At 38.7% G+C, this 21425-nt stretch carries 20 protein-coding genes; 3 read left to right on the top strand and 17 right to left on the bottom strand.

Features of this window, described 5'->3' with window-relative positions; all coding sequences use genetic code 11:
• Positions 1–262: 262 nt before the first annotated feature.
• The 3 genes from PE36_RS21220 to PE36_RS21210 are packed head-to-tail and all read right to left on the bottom strand — an operon-like array spanning position 263 to position 4536.
• On the bottom strand, positions 263–2245 hold the full coding sequence (locus PE36_RS21220) for a DUF262 domain-containing protein (protein ID WP_006034159.1): 1983 nt from the start codon (positions 2243–2245) through the stop codon (positions 263–265).
• A gap of 46 nt (positions 2246–2291) precedes the next feature.
• The gene (locus PE36_RS21215; RefSeq protein ID WP_006034158.1) at positions 2292–3503 is read right to left on the bottom strand and encodes a hypothetical protein; all 1212 of its coding nucleotides are present in this window, start codon (positions 3501–3503) and stop codon (positions 2292–2294) included.
• A gap of 1 nt (position 3504) precedes the next feature.
• Positions 3505–4536, bottom strand: a complete 1032-nt coding sequence (locus tag PE36_RS21210) for a nucleoid-associated protein (protein ID WP_006034157.1) — start codon at positions 4534–4536, stop codon at positions 3505–3507.
• Positions 4537–5053: 517 nt separating this feature from the next.
• Between PE36_RS21210 and PE36_RS21205 the strand changes: the two genes are divergently transcribed.
• The gene (locus PE36_RS21205) at positions 5054–6079 is read left to right on the top strand and encodes a tyrosine-type recombinase/integrase (RefSeq protein WP_006034156.1); all 1026 of its coding nucleotides are present in this window, start codon (positions 5054–5056) and stop codon (positions 6077–6079) included.
• Between the two features lie 126 nt (positions 6080–6205).
• Here PE36_RS21205 and PE36_RS21200 read toward each other — a convergent pair whose 3' ends face one another.
• The 14 genes from PE36_RS21200 to PE36_RS21135 form a co-directional block, all read right to left on the bottom strand.
• Positions 6206–6691 carry a flavin reductase family protein gene (locus PE36_RS21200; protein ID WP_006034155.1) on the bottom strand — a complete coding sequence of 162 codons (486 nt, stop codon included), beginning with the start codon at positions 6689–6691 and terminating at the stop codon, positions 6206–6208.
• A gap of 72 nt (positions 6692–6763) precedes the next feature.
• Positions 6764–8005 (bottom strand): methyl-accepting chemotaxis protein, encoded by a 1242-nt coding sequence (locus tag PE36_RS21195; protein ID WP_006034154.1) that lies wholly within the window; start codon positions 8003–8005, stop codon positions 6764–6766.
• A gap of 241 nt (positions 8006–8246) precedes the next feature.
• Positions 8247–10007, bottom strand: a complete 1761-nt coding sequence (locus PE36_RS21190) for a glutamate decarboxylase (RefSeq protein WP_006034153.1) — start codon at positions 10005–10007, stop codon at positions 8247–8249.
• Between the two features lie 334 nt (positions 10008–10341).
• The gene (locus PE36_RS21185; RefSeq protein WP_006034152.1) at positions 10342–11211 is read right to left on the bottom strand and encodes an MYG1 family protein; all 870 of its coding nucleotides are present in this window, start codon (positions 11209–11211) and stop codon (positions 10342–10344) included.
• 260 nt (positions 11212–11471) lie between these two features.
• On the bottom strand, positions 11472–11876 hold the full coding sequence (locus tag PE36_RS21180) for a GNAT family N-acetyltransferase (protein WP_006034151.1): 405 nt from the start codon (positions 11874–11876) through the stop codon (positions 11472–11474).
• A gap of 9 nt (positions 11877–11885) precedes the next feature.
• The gene (locus PE36_RS21175) at positions 11886–12182 is read right to left on the bottom strand and encodes a DUF1330 domain-containing protein (RefSeq protein WP_006034150.1); all 297 of its coding nucleotides are present in this window, start codon (positions 12180–12182) and stop codon (positions 11886–11888) included.
• Between the two features lie 99 nt (positions 12183–12281).
• A complete protein-coding gene (locus tag PE36_RS21170) occupies positions 12282–12722 on the bottom strand; it encodes a DUF411 domain-containing protein (protein WP_043994942.1) in 441 nt (146 codons plus the stop codon).
• Positions 12723–12747: 25 nt separating this feature from the next.
• A complete protein-coding gene (locus tag PE36_RS21165) occupies positions 12748–13230 on the bottom strand; it encodes a hypothetical protein (RefSeq protein WP_157517830.1) in 483 nt (160 codons plus the stop codon).
• A 217-nt stretch (positions 13231–13447) separates the two neighbouring features.
• Positions 13448–13822 carry a hypothetical protein gene (locus PE36_RS21160; protein WP_006034146.1) on the bottom strand — a complete coding sequence of 125 codons (375 nt, stop codon included), beginning with the start codon at positions 13820–13822 and terminating at the stop codon, positions 13448–13450.
• Positions 13823–13976: 154 nt separating this feature from the next.
• Positions 13977–15878 carry a bifunctional diguanylate cyclase/phosphodiesterase gene (locus tag PE36_RS21155; RefSeq protein WP_006034145.1) on the bottom strand — a complete coding sequence of 634 codons (1902 nt, stop codon included), beginning with the start codon at positions 15876–15878 and terminating at the stop codon, positions 13977–13979.
• Positions 15878–16333 (bottom strand): hypothetical protein, encoded by a 456-nt coding sequence (locus PE36_RS21150; protein ID WP_232286622.1) that lies wholly within the window; start codon positions 16331–16333, stop codon positions 15878–15880. Before PE36_RS21150 ends, PE36_RS21155 begins: the two co-directional genes overlap by 1 nt.
• Positions 16334–16666: 333 nt before the next feature.
• Entirely contained in the window at positions 16667–17305 is a 639-nt protein-coding gene (locus PE36_RS21145) for a LysE family translocator (protein ID WP_006034143.1), read from the bottom strand.
• Between the two features lie 453 nt (positions 17306–17758).
• On the bottom strand, positions 17759–18403 hold the full coding sequence (locus PE36_RS21140; RefSeq protein WP_006034141.1) for a DsbA family oxidoreductase: 645 nt from the start codon (positions 18401–18403) through the stop codon (positions 17759–17761).
• 92 nt (positions 18404–18495) lie between these two features.
• The gene (locus tag PE36_RS21135) at positions 18496–19494 is read right to left on the bottom strand and encodes an NADP-dependent oxidoreductase (RefSeq protein WP_006034140.1); all 999 of its coding nucleotides are present in this window, start codon (positions 19492–19494) and stop codon (positions 18496–18498) included.
• A 159-nt stretch (positions 19495–19653) separates the two neighbouring features.
• Between PE36_RS21135 and PE36_RS21130 the strand changes: the two genes are divergently transcribed.
• Both PE36_RS21130 and PE36_RS21125 read left to right on the top strand, forming a co-directional pair.
• Entirely contained in the window at positions 19654–20559 is a 906-nt protein-coding gene (locus PE36_RS21130) for a LysR family transcriptional regulator (RefSeq protein WP_006034139.1), read from the top strand.
• A gap of 175 nt (positions 20560–20734) precedes the next feature.
• Positions 20735–21425 (top strand): EamA family transporter (locus PE36_RS21125; RefSeq protein ID WP_006034138.1); only part of this gene is annotated, 691 nt, incomplete at its 3' end.

Raw genomic sequence — 21425 nt, 5'->3', positions numbered from 1 at the left:
AAGAAGAAACTACAAGCTAGATGAATTATTACAAACCATCCTTTTTGTGAGCTGTTTTTATGTGATTTCTGTGATAGCACATTTGTAGCTAAAGCATCAGAGAAACACTACTGCAAATGCGGAAGTGTTTCTCTGGCTAGGCGTATTAAGTTACGAAGGGTAACAAATAATTATGCAAATATTCGAGGGTGAAAAATGCCGCGCTAAGCGTACTAAAATAGTACGTTAGGCTTCGCTTCGCTACACATTATAACCAACTATTTTAGTTCCGTTTAATCGCCTTGTTATGTATTTTCAGGCCTTCTTTTTTAAGAACAAATTCTAAATTTAAAAAACTGATCATGTTTTCAACTCCACCAAAGTCGACTTTCCACCTTTTTTCCATGAACTTTAACAACTTAATACTACGTTCCAGAATTTCAACAGCTGTCCATTGTTGATGTGTAGTCAACTCAATTTCTGAGAAGGATCCATATTTAAAACCAATAGTATTATTTTCGTTGCCAACTTTTTCTAAAAATGGTTTATTTTGAAAACTTGAGTTTTTCGAATGTGATAGAGGTACCAAGTTGCCAATGGTATGGCGAAGTATACTTCTTTCTTTGCTATTATAAGATTTATATTTGCTAGTCCAACAAGCTTTTCTAGCGTTTTGTGGGTAAATATGCTCGATAGTTTTGTGATCTCTTTCATCATCAGAAAAGTATTTCCAATCAAATTTATCAGTGTAAGTTTTTGACTTTTCTTTTAAGCTTTGCTCATATTCGTACATGAAGTATCGTAGCCCTCGCCAACGATAAAATCCGGCCTCTTTAAATGCAGCAGAGACCTGACTTAGAACTTGTGCGTCATTAGCCATTTCAATTCTGGCACTATCTATAGCAGAAATAATCTTTTCTAGTGTTAATTCATCATTACTTAAATCGCTAGCCCACTCAATAAAACGAGAAGAATTGAATGATATATTATAATTTCTGCCTACGAGAAACAGTGCAAACAATAGTTTTTCTAAGGATTTAAGAAATTTAACTGTTAGTACAACATCTTTATTTTTTTGCAAACTAACCATTATTAAAGGGAGGCACTCTTCAATGCCAGTTCGGTTAATTTTCTCTAACCACATACTAATCTCAGGTTGTAGAGAAGAACCCACTGGATTGGAGATTTCATACCACTTTTCAACTGAAGACTTTAAACTACGAACATATCGATATAACTCAGGGACTGTTAACTTATCATCATCTTTTGAATACAACGATTTTATTGTGAATTTTTTCTCTAGTAAGTAGTCTTGATAATATGAACCATAGCCACGCCTAAAACGCCTGTAATTGAGAGATTCCCCATTATTTATAGAATTTCCAAAAAACAAAATGAAATGATTAAAAAGGAAAATATCATCATCTAGTGGATTATCTTTATTACGTCCTAACTGATGATAAATAGTCTTCCAACACTTATTTATAGCATTTCTTAATTTAGACTTTTCGTGATCATCACCATTTACTTTTGTTGATAGATAAATAAGTCTATTCTTAAGTAGCTCTAAATGGGAAAGTGGTTTACCTCTATTATTCATTGTTTCAAACGACACATGCACATCAATTTCATTCGACATTGAATAAATATTAAACAAAAGATGTTGAGTTACCTTTTTATATAAACTCTCAACATCATCAAAATCCATGTCCTTTAATTGTTCTGTAAAATATTCCTTAGCATTTATCAAATTATTGGTATAAATTGTTTCTTGTACATCTGCTTGATTATCGGACTCCTCACAAAATATACGTTGTTTTAAAAATTCATAACTTGGGTTATCACTTTCATATCCAAAGAGATATGAACGCGAGATTCCTTCATCTTTGGATTCAAATATGAATTTTTTTCTTATTTCATCAGGTTTGGTATAATTTAACTCTTGTAAGTCAATTGATTCCAAAATGCATTGTATGAGAATTACAGTAGTCGTAAGCCTTTGTTGGCCATCAACAACAAAAAATGGTTCATAACTTTTAGATTTTATAATCCATAAATCATCTTCCCATTGGGAAAATTTTTCCTCATGAACATCTTCTAGCGTTAAGACACCAACATAATGATTATGACCTTTCTCAATTTGTAATATATCATTCCAAAAGTCTTTTAATTGTTTATTAGTCCATGCATACCCTCGTTGATAATCAGGAATCCTCAATAAACGTTCAGTAAATATTTTTGATATAGAATAAAGTTCAGTTTTCACGAATATTCCTTATTAAAATGTGTGACAACATATGGATAGCGACTTATTATGCGATTCCTAGAATAGCTTTCCAAGGTAAATTCCAAGTAAATAATGCTAAAATCAGAATTAATAATGCAGCACTCATTACATAGAACCAATTAAGGCATTTTTTTTGAAAGTCATGTCTTGTATTTAATTCGGCTTGTATTTGTTTAATACTTTCATATTGCTCAGAGTACTGATGCTTTAATCGTGTCATTTGACTTTGATACTCATTTTTTACAGCCGAAAGTGTGTGTTTTTGATTTGCTATAAGCATGAACATCATAATGCTATATATGGTTATTGAAATTGCGAGCAGGAAGTTAGTCCAAAATGAAATGCCATCCACAATTGAGCTCATTTTTAATGATGCTATTGCTAAAGAAATTGGAATTCCGAGCATTTTAGTTTGAACAGATGAAAAGATATCATTTAGCTTTGTTAAATAGTCCCTTTTATTTTCTTCATATTCCTTTCTCACATCGTCAAAGGAAAATTCACTTACAAACAGCTGGTAGTTTTCATTAAACCTTTTCGAAAACTCACCAAAATTTAGAAGTAAATAATTTAATCTATCTTTAACTGGAATGTTGATTAATAAACCGTACATAACCTCTTTAAAGATACTTGATTTTTGTTCTTTATGTGAGCTATCTAGAAATAACGCTTCAACAATACTGTAACCATCTAAAGCCTCATTTAAACTTTCTACTGTTAATATTAATGGGATGTTTAATCTTGATTTATGGAGATAAACAAATTCATCAATTACTTTATTCGTAATTTTAGTTGAATGATCAGCATTATCATTTAACAAGTGTAGAAAATTACTAATATCAATGAAATGCTTTAGTTTTCCTTCTATTGAACTCGAGGGAAAGATAGTCTCTTCTTTAAGTATTATAAAGCTTTCAGGAGGATGTAATAAGTTAGGTTTAAAAGATAAAAAATCTGTCCATTCATTATATAAGCTTAGGTTTTTCTGCCTTAAGTCTTGTGATGATAATTGAACTTTAACTATTTTACCTATGTAGACAGGTAAATCTGACAATTCAATATACATTTCATTGAAAAGAAAATCAGAAATTGGTATACCGCTATCAATACAACCTGTTAATTGATCGATAATATCTGTGGAAACTGTTACGGAAAACTCGTAGCCTTCATCATTTTTGATAAATGAGAACTCGCTATTTAAATCCTTTAATTTAGTCAATAAAACTAACTTATCCATTTTATGCTTCTTCTGTAGCCAGCTGTTCTTTAAGCTTAATAGGTACATCGGTTATTCGGATTTCTTCATCACTTTCGTTATAAAAAACACTAATGTTGATTAGATCACTATCAAAGCTTAATGATAATTTTTGGGTTTTTCCCGAATAACGCGTTAATCCGCGAAGAGCTGACTTCTCAATAGGAATTTCATTACTTAAGAAAAATGGGTCACCTTGTGCGATTTCTAAAAATCGGCCTTGTACTTCGGGAGTAAAACTTGAATCAAGTAATTCCGAGATTCTTTCTAAAAGTACAGGTTCGCCTTCATCTAACCATGTATTACAGCGCTCAAATACAAATTGTTTAACATCTTCTGATTTATCATCAGAAAAATTATTATTTGCGCAATACCTCTTTGTCACTTGAACTAAATTTTGAGTATCAGCACGTGCACGAGTATATTCTTCACAACCTACAAATTTAGCAAAATACTCTGTAACGTCTTTAGCACCACGCCCAATTCGAAACGCAATATATCGAGTTGATGCGCCGGACAACCAAGCAGTGAGATTGATACGAGCAGCCATGTGCAACTTATCTAAATCAAGTTGCTCTATTTGATCTAATGTTAAGTCATTTGAGAGAGCTAATCCATTTTTCTTTCTCAACAGCACTATAGATAAGAAGTTCTCTTCATTGTACGTATAATGGTTGAACCACAAATAACCACCTTTAGAAGCTCCTGTTCCATCTAACTTTTGTTTAAAATATCGAGTGGCAGCATCGGAAAAAGCTACAAAATTTTCAAAGCTATCCTCGTCAAAATGTGTTTCTAGAAGAGTTACAAAATGTGGCTGGGGATCATCAGGGTTTTCTGGTGTTTCAAACCGTCCTGTTAACAAGCCTGTTTTCCGAAATAATCCTGAAAGCTGTGTGCTCAATGTCTGAGCATGAGCGTCTACAGTATTTTCTTCATCTCTTGCGTAAATAGTTGCAACACTTTGATCTTCTTCCTTTCTAACTTCATGTACGATAATGTTTTCAATATTCATTAAAACTCCATTTTATGAGGTATCTCTACTCACATAACATTTGTATAGCAGGACGTTCCAATTCCCCCCAAATCTGTTCACACTAGTCAATAATAACTAATTAAATGAAAAATAAGATTAAACGCCAATCTGACATTAAAATCGATTCTAAGAATGTGTGCAGGCCTGCTATTTGTTTTTAAATATTGTCAATTATTAGCAATACTTAATATATAGCTGATTCTATTACTATTTTCACTTACAGCAAGGAAAAACATTACTCTTTAGTGGTAAACCGTGATGTACCTGATGAATAGACGAACTATACGATATAAAGCTATGATTTTTTGATTGAAAAATGGCGACAGAATCGGTATCGAATTAGATAAGAGACTTGAACATCAATAAATCTATGTTTAAACCTGCATGATAAAACATAGATTATTGCTACAATTGCTTTATAACTGTATATAAAAACAGTACTTGTTATCTTATAATATCAAATACATCGATTTACTCGTTATAAAGGAAACCACCCATGTCTGTTCGCAATCTCAAAGATGGCCACAAGAAACCTTGGCTTTGTGAATGCTATCCGCAAGGTAGTAAAGGCAAGCGTATTAGAAAACGCTTTGCGACCAAAGGCGAAGCAACGGCGTTCGAGCGCTACACAATGAACGAGATTGACGATAAGCCCTGGTTAGCGGACAAGACCGATAATCGGCGTTTATCTGAATTACTTGATCTTTGGTGGAAGCTACATGGTAAAAACTTAAAAAGTGGTGCTCATGCATATCGTCGACTGCAAATCATGTGTGAACAATTAAACGATCCCATTGCTGCCACGTTTACCGCTAAAGACTTTGCTCACTACCGCGCAAACAGACTCACAGTTGGGCAAGGTAAAGGCCGCAGTGGTGCAGAGCTATCCATCTCATCACAAAACTATGATCTGTTATGGATGAAAGTATTATTTAATGAACTTCGTCGGTTAAAGGAATGGAATCAGCCAAACCCGCTTAAAGACATGAAAACGATAAAGACAGCAGAACGCGAGCTTAGCTATCTAACACATGACCAGATAACGCAATTATTAACATTCGTTCAAAGAAGCCCTATTTCTGGACAAATGACACAAATTATTAAAATTTGCCTAGCAACCGGTGCTCGAATAATGGAAGCAATAGAACTTAAGGGAGCACAAGTAACAAAGCACAAGATCACCTTTACCAATACCAAAGGTAAAAAGAATAGGACCGTACCGATTTCAGAAGATTTATATAACGAGATATACCAAAATACATCAGGCCGATTATTCACCTGTGGTTATGGGGTACTGCATAAGTGGTTAAACTTATGTTTTTCTGATTTACCCAAAGGACAAGCGACTCATATTTTAAGGCATACTTTTGCAAGTTACTTTATGATGAACGGTGGTAATATTTTAGTTTTACAAAAGATACTTGGTCATGCAGATATAAAGCAAACAATGGCTTACTCGCACTTTGCACCGTCGCATCTACAAGATGCAGTGTTATTTAATCCACTGGCAAGCATGAGCTAAAAAGTGGCGGTAAAATGGCGATGAATTATGTAAACATGTATGAATATACAGTGGTATTTGGCGGCAGACCCTTTTTGTAAGCATCTGATTTTAAAGAAAACAACTAAATAACAAAGGGTTAAAAAATCAATGCATATAAAGCTGCTTAATCTCAACAAAGATAAGCGTTTGTGGTACCTCTCCGAGTTCTTTAATCTCATAAAGCTCGCAACCATAGGCTATGTCGCATTGTGTTAGTCGTGGCAGTGGGAAGTCGTCAAATGCAGATGTGGTTAGTCCGGCATTAGCAAGTTCAGATTCACCGTGCGCTAATGTCGCGGCCGTTTGGGTAACAATCTCAGCTTGATGTTCAGCGGCAATGTGGATGACCATTTTCTTATTCTTAAGCACATTAGTGAGCGTATCTTTATTGTCACCATTGGGCTTTTTACCAACGGATATCATTAACAAGGCAGGTTTGCTGGATACAGCAGTGAAATAAGAAAACGGCGCTAAATTATAATTCTCATCACCCGAGTCAGTGAGTACCCAAGCAATAGGACGTGGAATGATGGTTTGTGTCATCAAATGATAACGTTGATTAGCTGAAAGGTCGGAAAAATTTAACTGCATGTCACTAACTCCCTGTTAAAGAGAGTATCGTGACATGTTAATATTTATTCACCTAGGTTTTATTTAGCGTAATTAATGTTTATAATTTGCTAAACAGTCATCGAGTTGAACAGATACTGCAATTAAAGATTCTTTATCTTTATTCAGTACTGTTAAGCTCGTTAATGATTGCTCTGAAGATTCGCTGAATATGCCTAAACTTGTGGTTAATTGTTGTGAAACACTAATTTGAGACATGGTCGCAGTGGAAATATCATTGGTTTTTACTGACAAGTCTTGAAAGTAACCTGAAATATTATTCATACTGAGTTTTATATTCTCAGCATCTTTTAACATCTCTCCAGTACTAGAAATGTTTGACTCAACACTTTTGATTAATTCATTCGATGTTTTATCTAGGTTTTCAATCATTTGATTAATTTCGATTGTCGCCTGCTGAGTACGCTTGGAAAGTTGACGAACCTCATCAGCAACCACAGCAAACCCTCGACCAGACTCACCAGCACGAGCCGCTTCAATTGCCGCATTTAACGCGAGCAGATTGGTTTGTTCCGAGATGCCAGTTATCACATCAAGCACCTGTTTTACCTTATCCGAGGTTGTTTTTAAGTTATTACCGGCTTCACTCGACTGTTGTATGTCCTTCGTGAGGGAGCCAAAGTTATCAACTAAATCGGATATATTTTCATTCATTTCACTCACAGAGTTTTGCGCTAAATCAGCGATGTCTTTTACATTCTCTGCGTTGTCAGATACTTGTGAAATGGCATAACTCATAGACTCCATAGCACTATTACATTCTTGAACTTCGCTGTGTTGTTTTTGGATCAGACTTTCATTGGTTGCCACTGTCGATGAAATATTGCGCGTATTGCAACTCAGTTCATTCACGCTATTGGTTACCGTCGTCACCATGTCAAACAAACTATTAAGTGTCTTATCAATCGCAGCGCCAATGCGACCAAATTCATCTTGGCCACTCAAACCGATACGTGAATGAATATTACCTTGGTCGATATTGTTCATTACATTTTCAATGTGTTTTAGTAACGGTAAAATATTAGCTTTCACTGCATAAGCAAAAAAATAACAAGCAAAAAGGAACATGACTGCGAACATTGCAACATTGTTAAACTCTAAATGGCTTGGAATTACAATGTTATTATTTTCTAACAGCTCCGTCACGGACGCATAGAATGATAAAAAAGTAATCGTTGAAATGGTTGCTATATAAGCAGGTAAATACATTTTGTTAAATAGTGATAATTTCATCACGAGTTTATCTGTAAATGTAATTTTAAGTTCTGAAATCATAAAACCTCTAAGCAAGCTGTGCAGTAATATACTTCATCGGCTAGAAAGCGAAAAACATGACCATTACTTGTGTTTTTTGTCGAAATTTATTGTGCAACGATACGCGCAGAAAATATTTTTCTTCGAACTGACGTCGATATAATTTGCAAAGACAAGGTGTGCAGAGACAAACTCTGCACACTAATAGAACTAATAGAACTAATAGAACTAATAGAACTAATAGAACTAATACGAGTCTTGCTTATGCATGAATATCTAGGTCAATATCAAGTTTGAGTGACGAACTATCTGCAACCGATACTTTTTGATGTTGTTGAAATAAAACGCCTTCATTTGCTTGCGTCAATAACGTAAAACGGCGCTGACTTTCATCACAACCAGCACTCGACGTAGTGGACTCATCGAGCCTAACTTGAACACTAAATTTCTTATCAGGATAACGCAAAGCGCGAGTTTGGACCTCGAGTGAGCCTATCGCTTGCGCAACATTTTTGATTAACTGTTCGGCCATATCCCAACTAAAGCTTTCTTTAACAACCATACGCATCATATTAACAGTGGGTGCATTGGGATCCTGAGGACCTATCGGTGAAGTTGCATCAAGCGGCATCGAAAATGCGGGCACAATCCAGTTGTTTTGTTTTAACTTAGCAACCACATCATGCTCATTGTATAAATAATCGTTATCACTCAGACCATCAGATTGTTGCCCCAGGCTCAGCTTAGCTGCACATGCAGGAAAATAAGCACCATCATTGACTATTTCCAATACCTTGTAATCACTTAGCAAGGCTTCATCATTACCGTCTTCGATAACCGTCACACGAAGGCGATTTAGCCCTGCAGATAAATGCTGAGCAATGCCCATTAAGTTTTGGATCACTGAACGGTAACCATTCTTACCCAGGCGTAAAAAATTATAGTACTGACCCAATACCATTGCACTGCCCCGCGAAAAGTTCAGGCTATAAGTCGATTCATCAAATCCCAGCACGTTGGTGGTGACAAATAAGGCTTTCGGAATATCTTCAATATCTCGCCATAGTGCCCAGCCGATCCCTGGATAAACCAAACCAAATTTATGCCCGGAAACATTAATGGTTTTCACCTGTTCTAAGCTAAAATCCCATTTTAACTCCGCTTTCTGACCGTCACCGTGCTGACGAAACGGTTCGATAAAACCACCGCTGGCGGCATCAACGTGGAGTGGAATATCTAATGGTTCAGTCGTGCTATTTTTAAACTTCACTAACACATCGTTAATGTCTGACACCGGATCGTTCTGACCTGTGTATGAGGTTCCCATGACGGCAACCACACAAATGATTTGCTTATTACTCACGGCAGTATCATTGGGTGTATTAATACTAATCGTAGGATTATTTATAACGTCTTCAACTTGAATTGCTGAAATCGCATAATTATTTTCTTTTGTAATCGGTACCCAAATAATATTTACATCAAAATACTCTGCAAACTTAACCCAAGTAATATGCACATCAGAGCCTAATACAATACAAGGTCGCTCGGTGTTGAGTCCCTGTGCTTTGCGCGAATCCATCCAACGACGTTTATGCGATAAGGCGCATAACATTAGCGCTTCTGACGATCCAACCGTGAGCGTACCCCAGCTGCTTGGCTGATGATCATCCTTGGCTAATTCTTCAGCATCTAACATCGGGGCTGGCGCGTGATATAAGTCGAGTAGTGTTTTCACACAACGTTTCTCGATTTCAGCAGTGCGTCCATAAACCTCGGTATCGATATAGTTTTTGCCTAAATTTTCACTGATCAATCGATTGGCTTCATCGTCCATCACAGTGGTCACGAATGACGCCATATTTAGCGTGGGATTGCCGTCTAGTTGCAGCTCATCACGGATAAAGCGGTATACCGCGCGTGGATCGTGGGAGTTGTCCGGTAGCTTGTTTTTAGGTATGTCTTCATTGAATAGTACTCGGCCATATGTTGGGGTTAAATAACTAGTGTTATCTTTAGGCATCGTATTTTCTTCCTTGAGTTATATTCATCTTTGGATGTAATGTGCTCTGTTAAATGATCCGTTTGGTATACAGCAGTGCCAAGCAGAGCCGATAGGTCTGACAAAATTAACCAAAACTACAAAAAGAGTAGTTACGCGATTGAAAAATCGTAGAAAATAAACCGAAAAGTGTGACAGCAAGGTTGAAAACATTATGTTGAGAGTGAAGCCGTTGGTTACGAACTACAGGAAGGCGATGACTAGAACTATGAGGAGGATGTACATTATCTCTTTAGCAATGAAAAAGCAGCCTGTTTAAGACTGCTTTGTGGGCATTAATCGCGTAACAAAATGTCTATGCTTGTAGTGCCATAGCGGCCATTTTCATCGTGCTTTCAAACGATGCTGCACCAGCAATAAACAAACCATTATGGCAGAACATAGCATCATCAAGGCCAGTCTCGTCTTTAAACGCTTGTTCAGATAAGCCTGCCCATGGTTTAGGCAGCGATTTTCTGTCTTCGAATGAACCAAGTTCAACGGGTACAGCTTGAATTATCCATTTACCAGACTGAGATGGGTAAACCATAAATAAAGCTTCAGCCGCTAGATTTAGAACCGTTGTTTTCCACGGCGTATATTGCTCTAATACAATGACTCTTGGATCCTCGGCATTATCAATCGCTTTAGCGACGATATCTTTCGCATTAATACCGCCCGTCGCAGAGGCAATGAAGCGCGTTAAAATGCGCGATGCAAAAGCAACCGCTTCATCAAAACATGCATCCAGGTCGCTGTCTTCTTCCCAAGTAGGGTTAAACATTGAAATAGTTTGGCTAAGGCTAATACCTTGAGCAACACCTTCAACATGACCACAATCAACCGCGTCAATCGTAGACACTAAACCAGCATCCACTGCGTCTGCGATCTCTTGGTTACCTTGGCATATTTCCAAGCCGTATTTCTGCCAAATTAAACCAAATGATGAATAAGGAATACCATTTTCGCGCTCACCCGCACCACCACGTTGGTGATGATCAAAACGACCTGTCTCTGGATCATATTCACCGCCGACATCGATCACAATATCAGCTTCGCCAATAATATCCAAATCACGTGTACGCACGAGTTTAAAAGCAGGGAAAATGTTTTTAAGTGCAGCGATACTGAAAACATCATCTGCATGAAACTTACCGTTGTGAGTTGCTATCGTTTTATCATTCATTTGTTTTATGTCATTTTAGAAAGAGATAAGAAGGTATCGTTACTGTTTTGAACTTGCCAATTTTAGACAATATTAATCAGTAACATTATATGGCCGATTCTATACGAAGACAGCTAACAAAAATAGCTGATTTTTAATAACTAAAATATCAAACAGAGCGCTCTGGTTTAAGAGGCTATTATATCGTTGGCTAAAATGTACAACGGAGCGAAGTATCGCAACAGTTTTCCGGTTAAAGTTCTTGCTTTGTTTTAAACGACTTACAGACTAACTTCCATTTTAAAATAGGAAACTTCAGATTTAATAAACTCATCTCCCTGTATTACCATGCCAAATTTTTTATAAAAGCCAACAGCGGTTTTGCGTGCATCACACCAAAAAGATTCAACTCCAGCCTTTTTAAGTTCACTTACAATCTGAGCGATAAGTTGCGAACCGATTCCACGCCCTTGAAAGTCCGCTAAAGTCGCAAATTTTCTCAGCCGAGCAACTCGACCTTCAATGTAAATTGACGCAACACTTACTAACTTGTCATTTAAGTAAACGCCATAATGAGTTGCTGTTTCATCCCCATCGACTTTGCAAAATAACAGCGACTTATTAGGCCACAATACTGTATGCCGAATATGTAAGGCTTCGTTCCACTTTATGATTCTAATATCCATAAACCTCCATTAAACATAGTCATGACCATATTCCGGGACAAGTACAACGAAGCCTTCAGTGACCTCATTCCTTAACTTAGATAATTCTCTGCTTTCTGCCGACTCATAGAAAGCCTGTGCCTTTTCCATGCTAGCAAATTTATATACCACCATATGCGTGTACGGCGAGCCTTCAAGACATGTTACCGGGGAAGCAACTACCAACTCGCCTTTGTATTTCTCAACAATAGGTAAGGATAGTGGTCCAAGCTCATTGATTCGCTCTTTATCGACAATATTATAATGATAAATTATATATCCGCTCATGCTTCAACGTCTCCTGATTTATTGTGCTTATGCTTGTGGCTAGATAGATGGATAAGTAGGTAGGTAGAGCAACACTTGTTGCCCTACCTCGTTATTATCTTAATACTTCGAATATAAACTCAGATTTCCATTTTCATCAAAAGCAATAACGTTAAAATCTTTGTAGTCTTGACCTGGGGCAGCCATGCCTGGAGAGTGTTGTGGCATGCCTGGAGCGGTAAGACCTGTTATATCGGTAGGTCGTTCGCTAAGTAAACGCGCGATGTCCTTTTCTGGAACATGTCCTTCAACCATATAACCATCGACAACAGCCGTGTGGCAAGACTTTAACTGATTCGGCATGCCGAATTTCTGCTTAACAGAACTCCAGTCACGTTGGTGATGCACATTCACTTTATAACCTTTTTCTTCCATGATCTCAGCCCATGCAACGCAGCAACCACATGATGGTGACTTGTATAACTCAATAGTCGGTTTGGCGAACGCAACAGAAGTAAACGTGAGTGATAATATTGCAATTAGTTTTGTAATTGTTTTCATTTTAAATTCCTTAAATTTGGGTGTATTACTTAATTTCGATAGCTAGCACACTTTGCTTATAGACCAGTTCAACAGTTCCCTCTTTTGGTATCCATTGAACGGCTTTGGTCTCATATGGCTTAATCTCAATAAATGAGGATTTAGCCACAAACGGCAGTGCTACTTTGATTGTCTCTAGTCTTTTATTAACCAGAACCAGCTGACTTAGCGCACCCTCTTGTATAGATGCGTTGCTGGAAGTAACCTGGTCATCAATTATCCATTCTACGGATGGTATTTTCCCTAGCTCGATAAGGTATGAGGCAAGTAGTTCTCGTTGCGCTAGATTAAGTGCGTTACTGAGTAACAGCATCGTGGGTTCTTTCTCTAAAGCGCGGTTAAGTTTGTCTATACCTTTGCCTCTGACATCGCCGCCAACATTGCCGCCACCTTGGGCGAACATACCATGGCATGTAGAGCAACCGTATCCACCTGCGGTTCTGAATAAATGTTCTCCCTGCTCAAACAAAGTTTTGCTATCTGCATAGGCAAAATTGATCGAGAAAAGTAGAGAACAAAAAAATAGTATTTTCACTGGTATCTATAACCTTTTGATATTCAATCAAAATATTTTCTATTCGATAATACCCCTGATCGTCGACGCTTTCTACAACGAGTAGACGTGAACGAAAAGAATAGATATATCTCACTCGAATAGGAGTGCGGATGTGAGTATTAGGCTGATATTAAACGATGGGAGGTCGATACAACTGATCTGGAATAGCAAAACTAACTTGGGATGTGTCTCGATGAATACGGCTTAGCGTGAAAGGCTGACGAGTATTCAAAGGTGACATAGAAATGATGGCATAACTTGTCGTCGCGCTCGGGAAACAACACTGATTTTCAATATTACTTTCTAAAGGATCACAGCAATTACCCTCTTGCGGGGTTGCCATCATACACGCAGTATCACAATGCATTTCATGTTCGATAGCTGCGTCAGCTTTATATGACAGATTATGAGCAGAAAGAGGGGCATAGACAGTCAGACTTGAGAGTACAATACTCACTAGCAACAAACAGATCACCTTGATTACGTGCGTTGGAATTAGCATCATAAACTCTTCTTACTACAGTATGACGAATTATCTATAAGACTGGCTATATTGTCAATATGCTATGCACTAATAAGTAGATCAAACAATAAGTAGATCAAACAAAAATTAAAATCTCGATGTTGTCACTTTGAAGAATAAATAAGCTGTGTACATATTATAGTGCGCGAGAATCTATCGTGTTCAAATTTTCTTGTAAAATGCATTCAATTTCATGACTTGGGGCAGGCTTATAGAACAGGTAGCCTTGCCCATATTCGCAACCTTCCAGATAAAGATCCTCGTAGTGTTCGATGACTTCAATCCCTTCAGCCACAACCTGCATACCGAGTCCATGGGCTAGGTTGATAATGGTTCGAATAAAACTCATATCCTTAGGGGCATTGTTTAGTTCTTGGATAAAGACTTTATCAATTTTTAGTTTCTGAAATGGCATCTTCTTGAGATGGCTGAGAGAGGAGTAACCAGTTCCAAAGTCATCCAGCGCCAATTCGACTCCCAGACGACGTAATTTTTGTAGTATGTCTGGTGAGCTCTCAATGTCTTGCATTGTAGTATCTTCAGTTACTTCGATAATCAACTGATCTGCTGGCAAGCCTGTCATGGATAGCGTACGGCTGACTACCCCCACAAGATCATATCGCGTATACATAGCAGGAGAGATATTCACAGAAACTTGAATCAATGGTAAACCAGCCTTCCTCCAGCTCATATTTTGAGAACATGCTTTTAGTAATACCCATTCATTTAATTTCTCCGCCAGGCCTGCTTCTTCGGCGATAGAAACTACCTCAAGCGGAGAGATATAACCATATTGTTCATGATGCCATCTCAATAAAGCTTCCACCGCAACGATTCGTTTCGTTTTGAGGCAAATGATAGGTTGGTAAACCTGCTGGATCTGGTCATGGTCTAATGCTGTCTGTAAGCTTTCTGCTAATATCCTATAACGTAGAACGCTATCATTCATTTCTTGCTCAAACAATCGGTAGTACACATCATCATTGTTTTTGGCACAATACATAGCAGTATCAGCATTGTTCAACAACTTATCAGGATGCTCGGCATCATCAGGAAAAACACTGATCCCGATACTAACATTCGGATATAACCGATAGCCGTGAACATTCATCTCACAATTGATCTGCTCGTGAATATGTTGCGCTAACTGAACACATTCCTCAGAACTGGTAATATTCTTCTGAATTATGCCGAATTCATCCCCTCCTAGACGTGCTACGACATCTGACAAGCAAACGCTCTGTGTTAAACGTGAGGCAACCTCTTGAAGCAACGCATCTCCAACGGCATGCCCCAGTCGATCATTAATCTCCTTGAATTCATTCATATCGATCATATGGACAGCAGTACGGGAGTTGTTACGCCGAGAATGTGCAATGGTTTTTTCCAGCGAATTTTGAAAAAAATGGCGGTTTGCTAGGCCGGTCAGACTATCATGCAATGCTTGCTTACGATTGATAGCACTCTCACGAATGACCAGCAATACTAGAATGCAGCCACTCAGCAATAAACCGATAAAAAAAATGTTGGCGTCATTCTGAAGACTATGAATCTGTTTCAGGCCACCCCAAGCTTTATCACCGGAGAAACTCTTTACGTTAAATTCTCTCACCTGTGTTTGGAAGGGCTTAAGCTCTTGTACTATTCTTATTGCATTTTGATCACCCATCTTTAGGCTCAACAACTCAGGTTCTAGTTCAACCAGGTACTGTTTGATGTCCTGCAAGAACTCAGTTGCGCCAGTCTGGTTGCGAAACTCGCGGGTTTCCTCACCTACTGACAACACGTCAACCCTGCTCCAAAGCAGCTCGAAACGCAGTTGCAAATATTCTGCTTTCATATCATTTAGAGCCGTTAGCCTTAACGCTTGCATAAATTTAAGCATTTCTAGCTCCAACTCAGAAGCGGCCCAGCCGACTGTTTTCATCGAGACGGTAAGAATATCAGTAACTTGGGTGTGGCGTTGAGTGCTAATTATTGAACTGGCAGCAAACATAAGAACGACAAAGGTGAGGATAAAGAGTTTAACTCTATTCATCAATACACTTCCAGACTGCCAAGCTGCCAAATCATATCTTCATGGTGCTTGATAGTATCGAGCTCAGCATAATCAGATAAAGGGTAGATAATCCAGATAGGTCCCTTATCCCGTACACGCATGGGAACGCCATCAGTTTTTATAGCTAGCAGTATTGGGTAGTCCTTAAGTACTTCCAGATCAATTCTAGTATGGTAATCGTTCAACGCTTTCGCCACTAACTTATCGCTCGAAGCCCCCACTTGCTCTAAAAGAGTATTTAATAGTACTCCTTCATAAACATGCAGCCCTTCTGTCCAAGGTGTATAGGTTGTGATCTTGGTTTGGGGTAGTTGTTCCAACATCTGACGGTCAAATTGGGCCTCGCCATTAACATTTGTATTATCAATATTGCCACTAACAGTGAGGATAACGGTACCTTCTGGTTTAGATAAGTCTGCTGCCATACTCATCATTGGTGATCCTATTAGTCCAATACACAAAAATATCGTCACAATTTTCATACGCAAGTTGTTGGCCCCAAGTCTCTTAAAGTGTAATAAAGATTAGTAAAGTATATTAAAAACACGGAATAATGACCTATTTATCCACTCTATTCCATAAGAATGTTGATTATACTTAATAGCTGTAGCGCACACGCTAAAGGTAAAGTGATCTTCCCATCACAATGTAGACAACATTTATTTGTTACTGATGTTTGATTTGTCGAGGTAGGTAGAGTGATTTTAGCCTCATAACGCTGAAAGTGCCTTCTTTCGGCTTGTCCTGCGGGAGGCTAACTGGAATAATTAAAGTGTGTCATCCGACAGCAATAACTTCGCGCCTAATAAAATCAGCACCATGCCCGTCACTCCTTCCATCCAATTCATCATGGCACGGCTTTTAAACAATTTTTTGGCTGAGTTAATGGCAAAAGCTAAGCTACATAGCCAGATCATGGCGATTAAAAAATGGATACCTGCCATGGTAAACGATTGCACAATCGGTGAATAATTAAGATCGATAAATTGCGGTAAAAACGCGAGATAAAAAATGGCAGTTTTGGGATTGAGTACGTTGGATAGAAAACCTTCACGCATTGAACGTCTAGAGCTAGATGTTGCGTTATCTTCCTCGAGCATAGCAACTTTATTGCTACCTCTGTAGATAGCGCGAAGACTACCAAGACCTAACCAGATTAGATATGCAGCGCCAACCCATTTGACCAATTGAAAAAGATCTGCCGATTGCAACAAAATAGCAGAGATGCCGAGTGCAGAGAACATAGCATGCACAAACAACCCTGAACAGATGCCGAGAGTGGTCACGCACCCAGCCATAAATCCGGAACGGCTACTATTACGGATCACCAGTGCGGTATCAAGACCTGGTGTTAATGTTAAAATGGTAATCGCGATCAAGAACGCTTCAAAATTTAAAATGTGCATCACTTTAACTCTTTAGACAAAGTCTATTTATAGCAAGAAACCAAGGCTCGAGTAAAATAATATTAGCGATTAATTGGAAACGTATCACTTAATTTTAGGGTAAAGAATATTCGTATCTAGTTAAAATATGGGTAAAGGTAATTAAAAATAGACGCACTCTGGTTTTTTAATTTTGTGATACCTGTAAAGTATTAGAGTATAAAAAAGTCAGTAATAGCAATGCGTAACTATAATTGTTGATGTATCAATAATTAGGTAGGCTCATCATGATAAAGTTCTTACTCAACATATTTAAGAAAAGACAAGAATCTGCGAATTTAAATGAAAAATTAAAAAAAGCAATTGCCGAGAACCCCTCTAAATGATGGTTAGCATTGGCTTAGTGTAAAAATACCAAGCCGTATTTGCCCCATTTTCCTAAATCACAACAAAGACACATTGGATGCTCTGGCTTTATGCTTCTTGCGTAATTTCCGTTAATAGCTGTTTGAAAGTATCTGCAGTTTGTCCACCAGCTATTGAATACTTGTTATTAATAATGAAGGTAGGCACCGAACTAATGCCCTTTTCTCTACTTAGCTTTTGTTCTGCTCGTACTTGTTCAGCATAAGCGTCAGAGTCGAGTATATCTTTAGCCGCGGCAATATCAAGGTCGAGCGAAGCCACTATCTTGATTAGCGTTGCATGCTCATTTAAAGGCTGGTTATCAGTAAAATGCGCACTAAACAAAGCCATTTGCAATTTATGCTGCTTGCCCTGCTCTTTAGCCCAAGCTAATAATCGATGCAAATCAAAGCTGTTGATCATGCGCATATGCTGTGAGAAGTTAAAATCAAAACCAACATCTTTGCCGCGCTGACTGATCATCTCTCTATTTTGCACACTTTGCTGTTCGCTGATGCCGTACTTTTCAATCAAGTGTTCTTTCAAATCTTGACCTTCAATAGGCATCTGCGGATTCAGTTCAAAAGGCAGCCAGTTGATTGTCGCTTCAATATCCGGCGCAAGTTGTTCAAGCGCCGCCTCTAAACCTTTATATCCAACAATGCACCAAGGACACATGACATCTGAAACGATATCGATTTGTAATTTATTCATGTTAAATTCCCCAAGCCTTATCCACATTTCTTATCAACAGTTCGAATCGTCAGTGATAATCGACAATTCGAACCGTCATTTATTATCGGAAACTATAGTTTTACAATCAACTTACCTTTATTTTCGCCGGTAAAGAATAAGTTTAAGCCACTAATAGATGATTCTAACCCTTCTAATACATGCGATCTGTGTTTGATTTTACCAGCCATCACGTAAGGCGTCAGTTTTTCTAGCAGTGCAGGTACTTGATGGAAATGATCTGGCATGGTGAAGCCTTGAATGGTAAGGCGACGCTTAAGGACATTCATCCAGCTTGGACCCGGTGCTGGTACTTGCTTGTCGTAATCGGCTATCAGTCCACAAACCATCACGCGGCCATGTGGATTCATTCGATCAATAATTAAGTTCTGGATCGGACCACCGGTATTTTCAAAATACAAATCGATACCATCAGCGGCATGCTGTGCCAGTTGCGCATCTAAATCGTCACTCTTGTAATTAATCGCTGCGTCAAAACCTAATTCGTTGACAATCCAATCAGCTTTTTCGTCACTGCCAACAACACCAATGACTTTCAGCCCATCGGCTTTGGCTAACTGACCGACAATTGAACCGACCGAGCCTGCTGCACCAGTCACAATAATGGTTTCGCCTTTTTGAGGTTTACCCACATTAAATAAACCTTGGGTAGCTGTTAAGCCAGGTAACGCAAAAATTGATAATATTGCTTCATCAGGTAATGGCGCGGTGACTTTATTCAGGCCTTGGCCGTCGCTTAGAAAGTATTCTTGCCAGCCCATCATCCCCATCATGCGATCACCCACTTTAAACTCAGGGTGATTACTTTCGACAATTTCGCCGATGCCTGAACTACGCATCACATCACCTAAGGCAACAGGTGGAATGTAGCTATTGGTATCAGGGCTCATCCAACCAAACATAGCGGGATCGAGTGACATATGACTTTGCTTAACTAAAAACTCGCCCTCGCCCACAGTTGGCATCTGTTTTTGCACAACTGCAAATAGCTCTGCATTGATTGGGCCGCCAGTTGGACGTTTAATAAGATTGATCGCTGTATATGTTGTCATGTGCTTGCTTCCTGTGAATAATATTGTCTGAAAGGTGAGTCGCATTGTCTGAGAGGTCATTAACTATGGGTCATTCTCCCTCTATTTTACTGTAAGATATATATACTAATTAGCGAATGTTTATTGTTATAAAGACAATAATGGCGATGAGAGTGAAATATGGATCAATTAAGAGCAATAAAATATTTTGTAAAGGTTGTTGAACATGGCAGCTTTAGTAAAGCCGCCGAATTGTTTTCTGTTCCGCCTTCATCGCTGTCACGCAGGGTCGCAGATCTAGAGAAAAGTCTGGGTGCCACGCTGTTAAAACGAACAACGAGAACGGTGAGCTTAACTGAAATAGGCCAAATCTATTACCAGCAGGTCAGCGAAGTGTTGTCTTTATTAGCATACAGTGATGAAACGGTAAGAAATTATCAGGCTACACCGATGGGCGTACTGAACATCAGCGCGATGGTGGGTTTTGGTGAGCGCATATTATTGCCGCTGTTAGACGAATTTAGAGAGTTGTATCCGCAGATCACCTTAAATGTAAGCCTCAGTGATGATTTATCGACGCTAGGTCGTGATGAAGTTGATTTGGCTATTCGTGGCGGCTATGCACCAGATGAACGCGTACTGGCTATAAAGTTAATGGAAAATAATTTCATTGTCGTTGCTGCGCCTCGCTATTTAAAAACGCACGGTGTTCCCGTTAATGCCATGGAGTTAAAGCAACACAAAGGCCTGTATTTTAAAACCCCGAGCGGCCCAACACCTTGGATCTGTGAAATCGATAATCAACGCCAAGATGTTTCCGCAGAGCAAGTGTTAATCAGCAACAATGGTAAGTGGCTGGTAGAAAAAGCCGTTGCGGGCTTAGGTATCTTGATGATGCCACGCTGGGCATTAGAACCGTATATTGAATCAGGTGAACTCACCGAACTGACTATCACGCCAAGCATTGATATCACTCGGAAGGCTAACTTGGGAATATTTTTGTTGTACCAAAAGCAGCGTTATCAAGTACCGAAAATAAAAGCCGCGGTGGATTTTTTAGTCGAGAGAGTGAAAGGGGTTTATTAGACTAGCCTATGGTAATACCCATTAGGTTTTGAAGGTTTCTATCTGTTATGCGCAGTGACCATGATACCATCCCTGCCTTTACTCTCAGTCTCTAACCAGTTTAATTTGATAACCTATGATGTTCTCCAAACTTAATAGTAAAACGCTCCATTTTTCCGATCACAAAAAGGGATTAATGGCTTCAATAATCGCTTCTTGTTTATTTGCATTGCTGCCTTTGTATGTACAGTTCCAACCGACCTGGCCTGAAACAGGTGTTGCTGCAGGCGCTGGTCATTGGCTAGCCGGGCAAAGAATTTTGTGGAGCTCCGTCATTATGCTATTGGGTTTAATCGTAGTAGGGCGAATTTCATTGTTGTGGGAACAATTAAAACAATGGCGGTTATGGCCGCGATTTTTACTTTCCGCCTGTTTAATTGCGCCACAGTTTTGGCTTTTTATCTGGGCGCCTCTACAGGGTGAAATACTCTCGGTGGCATTAGGCTATTTTGCGCTACCGCTGACGTTGGTTGCCGTGGGTTATTTTGTCTATGGTGAAAAATTAACCCGTGCACAGTTAATCGCATGCATCATTGCTGCTTGTGGCGTTGTTTATGCTTATGTCATTGCCGATGGCATATCTTGGATTGTGTTTGTGGTTGCTTTGGGTTATCCGCTGTACTTTATGAATCGCCGACGTTACCCAATGGCGAGCGATTTGGTATTCACCTTAGACAACATTTTTTTACTACCAATCGCGCTGCTTGGCATGCTTTATTTACAACCCTTTAATGATTGGCTACAAATCGACGCCTTGTCTTGGGCTTATTACCTAGGACTCGCGATTACAGGCACACTACCGATGTTATTATTTTTATACGCCTCAC

The sequence above is a fragment of the Moritella sp. PE36 genome, from assembly GCF_000170855.1.
GTDB lineage: Bacteria > Pseudomonadota > Gammaproteobacteria > Enterobacterales > Moritellaceae > Moritella.
The sequence above is the reverse complement of the archived record's forward strand: the minus strand, read 5'-3'. Positions and strand labels throughout refer to the sequence as shown.